Below are 10,352 nucleotides of genomic sequence, written 5' to 3'. Positions count from 1 at the left end.
GCCGGTCCCGGCGGTCACGTTCGGAGATCCGTCTTGACTTCAGCAACCGATGCACTGGCGCATGTTGCACCGGCCAAGCGCCGGGGCATTGTGGGGTGGATGTTCTTCGACTGGGCGGCCCAGCCGTTCTTCACGGTCGTCACCACCTTCATCTTCGGCCCTTATTTCGTCTCCCGGCTCACCACGGATCCCGTTGCCGCGCAAACGGCGTGGAGCAATATGGGCACGATCGCCTCGATCATAGTGGCCATCCTGTCGCCCGTTCTCGGCTCGATCGCCGACCGCAGCGGCAGCAGAAAGCCATGGATCGGCTTCTTTGCGACGATCAAGATCGCCAGCCTCACCATGCTCTGGTTCGCCGCGCCGGGTTCGCCGCTGGTCTATCCGGTGATCTTCATGATCCTGGCAAGCATCGCTGCTGAGTTTTCGATCGTCTTCAACGATTCGATGATGCCCCGGCTGGTCTCGACCGAAAATGTCGGCAAGATATCCAACATCGCCTGGGGGCTGGGCTATCTCGGCGGCATGATCGTCCTGATCTTTCTCGTGCTCTTCCTTGCCGGAAGTCCGGAGACCGGGCTGACGATCCTCGGCACGAAGCCGCTCTTCGGCCTCGATGCGGCCGCCGGCGAGGACGCGCGCATCACCGGCCCGATTTCGGCGGTCTGGTACTTCATCTTCATCCTGCCGATGTTCTTTTTCACCCCGGACGCCACGAAGGGAGAAGCCCTCGGAACGGCCGTCCGTCACGGTCTGGCGGATCTGAAGGCAACTTTGGTGGAATTGAGGGGAAGGCCGGCCATCCTGCGCTTTCTTGTGGCCCGGATGATCTATCAGGATGGCGTCAACGGTCTGCTGTTCCTCGGTGGCGCCTTTGCCGCCGGCATGTTCGGCTGGGCGACGATGGAAATCGGCATATACGGCATCATCCTCAACATCGTCGCGATCGGCGGGTGCTGGGGCGCAAGTGCCGTCGACAGGAAGTTCGGGTCAAAGGCAACGGTTCTCTCCAGCCTCATCTGCCTGACCGTAGCGACGGCAGGCATCATCTCGACCGGCCCGGGCTACACCCTGTTCGGGCTTGTGCATCTGTCGATGGTGGACAATGGCGGCATCTTCGCGACGGCGGCGGAGAAGGCCTACATCCTTTACGGCGTCCTGATCGGCCTGGCCTTTGGCCCTGTGCAGGCGTCGTCGCGCTCCTATCTGGCGCGCAGCATCAGGCTCGACGAAGCCGGTCGATATTTCGGAATTTATGCTCTGTCCGGACGGGCGACGAGCTTCATGGCGACGGCGAGCTTTTCTCTGGTCGCCTACCTGACCGGCTCGGCCCATCTCGGCATGGCGACGCTGCTCGTCTTCCTGTGCGGCGGCCTGGCGATCCTGATCGGGACGCCATATCCGGCCGGTTCGACCGGCCGGACTGAGACTTGATCGCTATGCCTAGTGGCGGAAGTGGCGAACGCCGGTAAAGACCATCGCTACATTGTGCTCGTCGGCGGCGGCGATGACTTCTTCGTCGCGCATCGATCCGCCGGGCTGGATGACAGCGGTCGCACCGGCTGCAATGGCTGCCAGCAGGCCGTCCGCGAACGGATAGAAGGCCTCGGAGGCAACCGCCGCGCCACGGGTGAGCGGCGTTTCCAGGCCCATCGCCTTGGCGGCGTCCTCGGCCTTCATGGCGGCGATCCGGGCTGAATCGACGCGGCTCATCTGGCCAGCACCGATACCGGCCGTCTGGCCGTCCTTCGCGTAGATCACCGCATTCGACTTCACATGCTTGGCGATCTTGAAGGCGAACTTCATGTCTTCAAGCTCCTGCGCCGTCGGCGCGCGCTTCGTCACCACCTTGAGCTCGAGGTCCTCGACCATGACATTGTCGCGCGTCTGCACCAGCAGGCCGCCCGACACGGTCTTCGCGGTCAGGGCCGGCGAACGGGGATCGGGCAGCGTTCCGGTCGTCAGCAGGCGGAGGTTCTTCTTCTGTGCAATGATCGCCTTGGCCTCGTCGGTCACTTCGGGGGCGATGATGACTTCGGTGAAGAGCTTGACGATCTCTTCCGCGGTTTCGGCATCGAGCACCTGGTTCAGCGCAATGATACCGCCAAACGCGGATACCGGATCGCAGGCAAGCGCCCGTGTGTAGGCTTCCTTCAGCGTCGGACCCGTGGCAACGCCGCACGGGTTGGCATGCTTGATGATCGCGCAGGCCGGGCCGTTCTCGGCCGGGAATTCGGCGACCAGTTCAAAGGCGGCATCCGTATCGTTGATGTTGTTGTAGGAGAGCTGCTTGCCCTGCAGCAGCTTGGCCGTGGCGACGCCGGGATGGTTTTCGCCGGTGACGTAGAAAGCCGCGCTCTGGTGCGGGTTCTCGCCGTAGCGCATCTCTTCCTTCAGCGCGCCGCCGATGACGCGGTGGCGCGGCGCCTTGATGTCGAGCGCTTCGGCAAACCAGTTGGAAATCGCCGCATCATAGGCCGCCGTGCGGGCAAATGCCTTGGCAGCCAGGTTCTGGCGCAGCGCATAGCCGGTCTCGAAACCGTTCGCCTTCAGCGCGTCGGTAACGTCGGCATAGTCCGCCGGATCGGTAACGATCGTCACATAGGCATGGTTCTTTGCAGAGGCGCGGATCATCGCCGGTCCGCCGATATCGATGTTCTCCACCGTGGTCGGATAATCGCCACCGGCAGCGCGAACGCTTTCGAACGGATAGAGGTTGATGACGACGAGATCGATCGCATCGATACCGTGCTTGCTCATTGCCGCCTGATGTTCCTCGTCATCACGGATCGCCAGAAGGCCGCCATGCACCTTGGGATGCAGCGTCTTGACCCGGCCGTCCATGATTTCCGGAAAGCCCGTGACCTCGGACACGTCGGTGACCGGCAGGCCGGCATCCGCGATCGCCTTGTGCGTGCCGCCGGTCGACAGGAGCTTCACGCCGCCTTCGCTGAGCGTCCTCGCAAGATCCACGATACCGCTCTTGTCAGAGACGGAAAGCAGCGCGGTCTTGATCTTGACATTGTCGGGCGCGGGAATTTTCTTCGAGATGACGGCCATGGTGTTCGAGCTCCGGTTTGCCCCGGATGGGGGAAATCGCCCGGGAAGGGCGGCGATCGGGGATAAGTCGCTGCCGCGTTACCATAGCTTGAAGGAAGATAAAACCGGCGATCGCAGTCGAATCCTAGCGAATCCGGCTAATTTCCCATCGGATTTCCGGCGTCTGCCCGAGGTCGAAGCCGATTTCGATCTGCTCCGTGCCCCGAATGCCCGTCGTGTCTGCAAAATAGATGCTCTCGGCCAGCACGATGTCGTTGCCGAACGAATAGAAGCGCCAGGTCTCACCGTTCGGAGCGTTCAGTAGAACGGTATCCGGTGACGTCTGCTCGGCGACGATCGCCGGATGGATATGGAAGCGAGCGACGGCATAGTGGCCTTCCTGCGGATCGACCGGGCCCCCTTCCGGCGGAAAGAACCGGTCGCGCCCGCCGATGGCGGTACCCTCGGCATTCATCATCAGCTCACGGCCGCACAACAGCCCGAACGAATGCATGTAACCGTCATGGACGGCAGCCAAGCTGTCATGGCCGGCCTTGGTCTGCTTGCGCTCGACCTCCACGGAGGTGACGCCGTCGAGGAAGATCGGACCGAGATAGTCGGAATGCGAAAATTCCGCATGTGAGCTGTCGTTGAGCGTGACGGCGCTGTGTGCTGCGGTCATCCGCGCCGCCTGCTGCAGGTCTTCCTGCGGCAGTTCCGGGCGTCCGGCATTGACGATATAGCGATATCCGCCCGACGACATTTCAAAGGACAGGCAGCCGGCATGCGCTTCCCGGGTGAGATCCGTGGACTGCGGAAAGCCGGTATCGACAATCACCGTGGTCTGCCCGCCAGCCATGCGATGGAAGCCCATATGCGGCAACGCCTTGAAGGGCTGGCCGGCGGTTTCGTCGTAGCGCAGCACCGAGACGAGTTCATTGGCCGGCGTGACCGTGGCGCCATTGAAAAGCGCCAGTTCACCGTTCTGGTGGCGGAAGAAGCGAAGCGCGGGATAGATGCGGTCGATGGCCGGAATCAGCTTTGATGGCACTTCCAGCCCGAGATTGAGATAGGTCTGGCGAAGCGGCAGGAGATCGATCAACAGATCGAGTGTCGCCCGCGGATTGCGGGAAATATGGCCGCCATCGGCGAGAATCTGGCGTTCCAGCTCCCGGTCGAGGTCCCGGCTCGCCTTCGCCACCACGCGGCCGCGAACCGGCACGCAGATCGACATCATCGCCAGCGCGATCTTCACCAGCAGGCGGTTCTCGCCATCCGGAACCGTCCTGGATATCGCCTGCAGATAGGTGATCTGCGCGTTCAGCGCTTTCATGAAGCGCTTGTAGAAGCCCTGCTCCGCACCCTGCAGGATCACCGGCGAATGAGACAGCCAGGCCGCCACGCGCCGCGCCACGACCTCGTCGCGCCATGCCGGCCCGGAGCGGCGGCGGCTGTGCGCGGCAATCCAGTCGTCGATGATACGGCGCACATTGGCGCAGGCTTCGTCGCTGCGATCCGCCCTGACATGCCGCAGCCATGAAAAGGATTGCAGCTGAACGGCAAACCCTTCGGAAGGCAGAGGCTGACGAAACGGCGACTTGCCGCCGGCATCGAAAAGATAGCCCGCCAATGCGAACCGCCCGTTCAGGACCTCGTTGCCGGCAAAGGAATCGATGGCTCTCAGATCCGTCGGCGCGACGAGCAGGCGATCGCCCGTCGGTCCGCTGCCACCAAGCATGCGGCCGAACAAAGCCAACCGCCGACGGGTCCTGCGCAGGGTCTCGCGTCCATACAGTTGAAGCTTTCGACGTCGATCCGACATCCCACCCGTCAATTCCAAAGTCTCCGCATTTTTTCCTGAGCGATCGCACCACGAATGAGACACGTGACCCTGGTGGCGTCCAAGGCGATTCGCGACCCATGAATATCAGCAGAGTAATGGAAAAGAAATAACGGCTTATCTCAAGCGCGGCGCTTGAGAATACACGTAAAAAAGCCGTCCAGCCCGAAAGCGTTACCTTTCGCGCTGACCTGCATATCCGGAGTAGTTCTGATTTCTCCTTTATCCGAAATCAGATGTGCAAAATCGGGCCAATCTTGGGCCTGAATCGGAACACGCTCCAAGTGGTTTAATTCACTCAATATTTTCTCGATCATCCGCTCGCCTTCCGCCTTGTCAAGCGAGCAGTTGGAGAAAACGATCGTGCCTTTGATCCGAATCAACCCGGCGGCATGCCGCAGCAGTCGCTGCTGCACGCCCGCAAGTTTCTCGATGTCGGCTTCCGTCTTCGTCCAGAAGACATCCGGATGCCGTCTTGCCGTACCGGTGGAAGAACACGGCGCGTCGAGAAGCACGGCATCGAACGGTACCTCCGGCTGGTAATCCGCCGCATCTGCCTCCACGAGTTCGGCACTGAGGCCGAGACGATCGAGGTTGGCGCGGAGCCGGGAAAGGCGGCTGCGCGATTTTTCAATCGCGGTCACTTCCGCGCCGGCAAGAATCAGCTGAGCCGTCTTGCCGCCCGGAGCCGCGCAAAGATCGGCGACGCGCCGACCCCGGATGTCCCCGAGCAGCCGCGCTGGAATGCTGGCGGCGGCATCCTGGACCCACCACTCGCCCTCCGCAAAGCCGGGCAGATCGGGAATGAACCCGGCGGCGGCATCCAGACGGACACTGCCTGTCACCAGAACCTGTCCGCCCAGCCGCTCTGCCCAGCCTTCGGGGTCGGATTTGACCGTGAGGTCGATCGCTGCCGGCTGATTGTGGGATTCGGCAATCGCCTGCGCCGTTTCCGGACCGTAATCAGCAACAAGCCTCTCCATGAACCAGTCCGGGATGACCGAAACGTCCGCGGTTTCCTGAAGGATATGCGCCTTTTGACGCGACATGTTGCGCAGAACCGCATTGGCAAGCTTGGCGAAGCGGCGGCTGCGCGGATCGCGGGTCGCCAGTTCGACGGCAATATCCACCGCCGAGTGGTCCGGAATGTCGAGATAGAGGATCTGCGCCGCGCCGACGGCGAGCAGGTGATAGAGCGAGCGAGCGCCTTCCGGCAGCGGCTTTTCGATCAGCATGGAAAGAGCCGCATCGATCCGCGGCAGGTGGCGAAGCGCCGTCGTCAGGATCGCCCTGACGAGCGCCTGATCGGCGGCGCTAAGAGCCTTGTAGGCAGGGTTGCCGCCCTCGGCGTCCAGCATGCCGTCAAGCGAAGTCCTGCGATCGACAACCGCCGCCAGCAGCTTCGCAGCCGCGGCCCGCGCTTCCAGACCAGGCTTCGTCTCCCGCTCGCTCGCCGGCCTTCCGGCCTCGTCGCCGGCAGACTTACGGTTGTTCTGTTTGTTCCTGCTTACGCGTTCATTCAAGACCACGGACCTTTCGGCGGTTGATTGTCACCGCGTCCCCATCCCGCAGCAGGAACCGAACGCGCCTTGCGGGTCGGCTTAGCAGGGGCGACAGGCTCCGTCGAGTGGTTCATCTGTCCGCCGGCCGCCATCTGTTGCAGAGCCGCGATCCGGTTTTCCGTGTTCGGGTGGGTCGAAAAGATGTTATCCATGCGCTCGCCGGAGAGCGGATTGATGATGAACATGTGTGCCGTGGCCGGATTGCGCTCCGCGTCCATGTTGGGCGTCGTCTCGGCCGCACCGGCGATCTTTGCCAGCGCCGAAGCGAGCCAGAGCGGATTGCCGCAGATTTCCGCGCCGCGGCGATCGGCCTCGTATTCGCGTGTGCGGCTGATCGCCATCTGCACCAGCATGGCCGCCAGCGGCGCGACAATCATCGCGACGAGAACGCCGACAAAGCCGAAGGGGTTGTTGCTGTCCCGCCGCCCGCCAAAGAAGAAGGCGAAGTTGCCGAGCATGGATATCGCACCCGCAAGCGTGGCGGTGATCGTCATCGTCAGCGTGTCGCGATGCTGGACGTGCGCCAGCTCATGCGCCATGACCGCGGACACCTCCTCGGCCGTCAGTCTGTTGAGGAGACCGGTGGACGCCGCAACGGCCGCATTTTCGGGGTTGCGCCCGGTGGCAAAGGCGTTCGGCTGCGGGCTGTCGTAGAGATAGACCTTCGGCATCGGCAGCCCGGCATTTTGCGACAGCCGGCGAATGATGGCGTAGAACTCGGGCGCGTTCGCCTCATCGATCTCTTGCGCATGATAGGCCGAGAGCACCATCCGGTCGGAATTCCAGTAGGAAAAGAAATTCATGCCCGCCGCGATCACCAGCGCGATCAGCATGCCGCTCTGGCCACCGATCAGGTAGCCCACGCCCATGAACAGCGCTGTCATGAACGCCAGCAGCATTGCAGTTCTAACGAGGTTCATCGTCCTGTCTCCTGTCCTTCCATTGGCATGAGAACGCATTCGCCTATAATAAGGTTCATCGATGAAGTGGCGATCGCCGCAGGCGATATCAATATGCCCGATAATTACGAAGCGGTTAGAAAAGACGATGGAAGAGAAAAATTCGCCGGAACTGGCCAACGACAACAATGACGCCGGAAATCGCGAGCGTGACCTGCCGCCGGCGGCCTTGAGGGCGCTGAAGGAAGCCGAGGAACGACGCAAGGCCGCAGAAAAGGCGGCCATACCGCGAGAGATCGGCGGACGCGGTGGCCCCGATCCGGCACGATTCGGCGACTGGGAAATTAAAGGTCGGGCTATCGACTTCTGAGGAAGAGTGGCTTCAGGCCGAACATGAAAAAGGCGGCACCATCAGGCGCCGCCTTTGTCTTTGGGATGGTATCCCGGCTCAGAACTCTTCCCAATCGTCATGGGACAGAGCCGTGTTTCCGGACACCGCCGGCGCGCGACGAGCGGGTGCCTTGGCTTCGGCGCGAACCGTCTGCTTGACTGATGGCGTGTAACGCGCCGTCGCAGTGGACTGCGCTGGGGCGCTGCCGCCGGTACGGAAGCGGGCGACGAGCGACTGCAGCACCTTCGCCTCGTCGTTCAGCGCCGCGCTTGCCGCGGTCGTTTCTTCCACCATCGCCGCATTCTGCTGGGTGACCTGATCCATCTGGTTGACGGCCGCGTTGATTTCCTTGAGACCGACGGCCTGCTCGGAAGCGGAGCCGGATATCTGCTGGATCAGTCCGTTGATCTGCAGCACCTGCTGGGCGATGTTTTCCAGAGCCTGGCCGGTCTTGCCGACGAGATCGACACCCTCCCCGACCTGCGCTTCGGACGCGTTGATCAGCGCCTTGATTTCCTTGGCCGCGTTCGCCGAGCGCTGCGCAAGCTCCCGCACTTCCTGGGCGACGACGGCAAAGCCCTTGCCGGCTTCACCTGCCCGGGCAGCTTCCACGCCGGCATTCAACGCCAGGAGGTTGGTCTGGAATGCGATCTCGTCGATCACGCCGATGATGCGGCTCACCTCCTTGGAGGACTGCTCGATACCGTGCATGGCGGCGATCGCCTTCTGCACGATCTGGCCAGACGTGCCGGCATCGGCATTCGCCTTGTCGACCGAACTTGCGGCATGGCGCGCATTCTCGGCGCTGGAATTGACCTGCGAGGTCAGCTGATCCAGGGCGGCAGCGGTTTCTTCCAGGCTGGCCGCCTGCTTCTCCGTCCGCTGGGAAAGATCATTGGCGCTTTCGGAGATCTCGTGGGTGCCGGTACTGATGCTGCTGACCGAACCCGATAGCGTCTGGATGGTTTCCTCGAGGCTCTGGACGGTGGAATTGAAGTCCGTCCTGAGTTTGGCGTAATCGCCGGGGAAATCGCCCTCCAGACGATAGGTCAGATTGCCGGTGGCAAGTTGCGACAAGCCCTCGGCCAGGCGCGAAACGACATCCTGCTGGACTGCCGCCGCAGCGTTTCGCTCCTGCTCGGACTTCGCCTTTTCGGCTTCGGTCAGCTGACGCTGTTCATTCGCCACACCTTCCAGCCGAACCGCATCGGCGAGCTTGTGGCGGAAACCTTCGAGCGCACTGGCGACCGCGCCGGTCTCGTCGACCCGTTCCTGTCCGGCAACCGGCGTGGTGTAATCACCGCGGCTGAGATTGGCGACATCGCTGACCAGGCTTGCCATAGGCTTTTGCACAAAGCGGCGAACGGCCAGATACAACCCGCCAAGCGCGGCCAGAAGCACCACCAGACCGCCGATGATCATCAACTTCGTCTGGGCGTTGACCTGCTCGGCCACCACGGCACTCGGTATGTCGACGAGAACGACCCAACGGGCATTCACGCCGGGAAGATCGAAAGGATAGATCAGACGGCTGTAGCTCTGGCCATCAGCGTCCGTAACATTGTCGACCTCACCCGGCTTGTTGTCCGAGAGGGCTTCCTTCATCATGTCCGGGTTCTGGCCGTCAAATTCCTTCATCATCGCATCGGACGACGGGCCGACCAGCCATTTCAGGTCCTGCGACAGGAGCATGACCCGACCCGTTCCGAACGGCTTCATGGCGCCGAGCTTCTCAGAAAGAGAGGCAAGCGAGATATCAGCGCCGGAGACGCCGATCAGTTTACCGCCGGAGATCACCGGATAGGCGATCGAACTCATGATCGTCGGAACGTCGGTTCCATCGGCAAGATACGGCTTGGTAATCGCGCCCTTCAGGCTCTTGGCCGCGGCGGCGTACCATTCCGCATCATAATCCACGGCAAAGGTGCTGAATTGTATGTTGCCGTTTCTGTCTTTCGACCAGTACGGCGAGAATGCTCCGTCCTCATTGCCGCCGAATTCAGTCTTGCCCTTGAACTCCGACTGCTGACCATCGAAGGCATTCGGCGCCTCCGCCATCCAGCTGCCGAAGGCAAACGGGTTCTGCTCAAGATTGGCCCTCAGGATGTCGATCGTTCCCTTGCGGTCGAGGAGACCTCCCGTGTGGGTATGGCCGATGACACCGGCCATCGTGCGCGCGGCACTCGAAATCTCTCCGACATCGGAGGCGATGCTCATCGCAATCGCCTTAGCCTCTGCCTGCGCCTGATCAAGCGCGAGCTTCTGGACGCGATCGCCTGTCTGCGAGATGAGAAAGAAGTTGGAAATCAGGAGAAGGAGAGCAATCGTTGATCCCGTTAGCAGGAGCAATTTCGCGGCGATGGACCGCTGGGCAAATTTCCACATGGGGCCTCACATGTTGAATTCACAGCCTCGTGGGGACCACGAGTGCCGACGTCTGCTGTCAATGTTTGGGAGTGCCCCTTCATGGAGCCGGAAAGCGGGCGCACAGGCCGGCAGACAACCGGAAAGGGTCGTCGATGCCAGACGATACTTAGCCCTTCTCTATTAATAAAATTTGAAATGGTTTTAGCGTCACCGACACAGCATCACTTGGCCGCGGACAAATTGCCGAGGGAATC

The 10,352-nt window shown here is 61.9% G+C and carries 7 protein-coding genes; 2 read left to right on the top strand and 5 right to left on the bottom strand.

Annotated elements, in window-relative coordinates:
* Positions 1-99 precede the first annotated feature (99 nt).
* A complete protein-coding gene (locus NN662_RS00395; RefSeq protein WP_261931822.1) occupies positions 100-1,434 on the top strand; it encodes an MFS transporter in 1,335 nt (444 codons plus the stop codon).
* A gap of 9 nt (positions 1,435-1,443) precedes the next feature.
* Here NN662_RS00395 and purH read toward each other — a convergent pair whose 3' ends face one another.
* From purH to htpX, 4 genes are all read right to left on the bottom strand, one after another.
* Entirely contained in the window at positions 1,444-3,060 is a 1,617-nt protein-coding gene (gene purH / locus NN662_RS00390; protein WP_261928342.1) for a bifunctional phosphoribosylaminoimidazolecarboxamide formyltransferase/IMP cyclohydrolase, read from the bottom strand.
* Between the two features lie 124 nt (positions 3,061-3,184).
* Positions 3,185-4,861, bottom strand: coding sequence for a heparinase II/III family protein (locus NN662_RS00385; protein ID WP_261928341.1), 1,677 nt, complete (start codon positions 4,859-4,861; stop codon positions 3,185-3,187).
* 140 nt (positions 4,862-5,001) lie between these two features.
* Entirely contained in the window at positions 5,002-6,408 is a 1,407-nt protein-coding gene (locus NN662_RS00380; protein WP_410010890.1) for an RsmB/NOP family class I SAM-dependent RNA methyltransferase, read from the bottom strand.
* Positions 6,399-7,361 (bottom strand): zinc metalloprotease HtpX, encoded by a 963-nt coding sequence (gene htpX, locus NN662_RS00375; RefSeq protein ID WP_261928340.1) that lies wholly within the window; start codon positions 7,359-7,361, stop codon positions 6,399-6,401. The genes NN662_RS00380 and htpX overlap by 10 nt, the downstream gene beginning before the upstream one ends.
* Before the next feature lie 127 nt (positions 7,362-7,488).
* On the opposite strand from htpX, the gene NN662_RS00370 reads away from it, so the two are divergent.
* Entirely contained in the window at positions 7,489-7,710 is a 222-nt protein-coding gene (locus NN662_RS00370; RefSeq protein WP_261928339.1) for a DUF1674 domain-containing protein, read from the top strand.
* Between the two features lie 78 nt (positions 7,711-7,788).
* On the opposite strand, the gene NN662_RS00365 is transcribed toward NN662_RS00370, so the two are convergent.
* Positions 7,789-10,116 carry a methyl-accepting chemotaxis protein gene (locus NN662_RS00365; RefSeq protein WP_261928338.1) on the bottom strand — a complete coding sequence of 776 codons (2,328 nt, stop codon included), beginning with the start codon at positions 10,114-10,116 and terminating at the stop codon, positions 7,789-7,791.
* Between the last annotated feature and the right edge of the window lie 236 nt (positions 10,117-10,352).

It is taken from the genome of Rhizobium sp. NRK18 (assembly GCF_024385575.1).
Lineage (GTDB): Bacteria > Pseudomonadota > Alphaproteobacteria > Rhizobiales > Rhizobiaceae > JANFMV01.
This window is presented reverse-complemented; position numbering and strand designations above follow the sequence as displayed.

Bases quoted from the DNA above. Each gene is read 5' to 3' on its own strand.
- NN662_RS00395 (WP_261931822.1), top strand. From the start codon at position 100: ATGTTCTTCGACTGGGCGGCCCAGCCGTTCTTCACGGTCGTCACCACC.
- purH (WP_261928342.1), bottom strand. From the start codon at position 3,060: ATGGCCGTCATCTCGAAGAAAATTCCCGCGCCCGACAATGTCAAGATC.
- NN662_RS00385 (WP_261928341.1), bottom strand. From the start codon at position 4,861: ATGTCGGATCGACGTCGAAAGCTTCAACTGTATGGACGCGAGACCCTG.
- htpX (WP_261928340.1), bottom strand. From the start codon at position 7,361: ATGAACCTCGTTAGAACTGCAATGCTGCTGGCGTTCATGACAGCGCTG.
- NN662_RS00370 (WP_261928339.1), top strand. From the start codon at position 7,489: ATGGAAGAGAAAAATTCGCCGGAACTGGCCAACGACAACAATGACGCC.
- NN662_RS00365 (WP_261928338.1), bottom strand. From the start codon at position 10,116: ATGTGGAAATTTGCCCAGCGGTCCATCGCCGCGAAATTGCTCCTGCTA.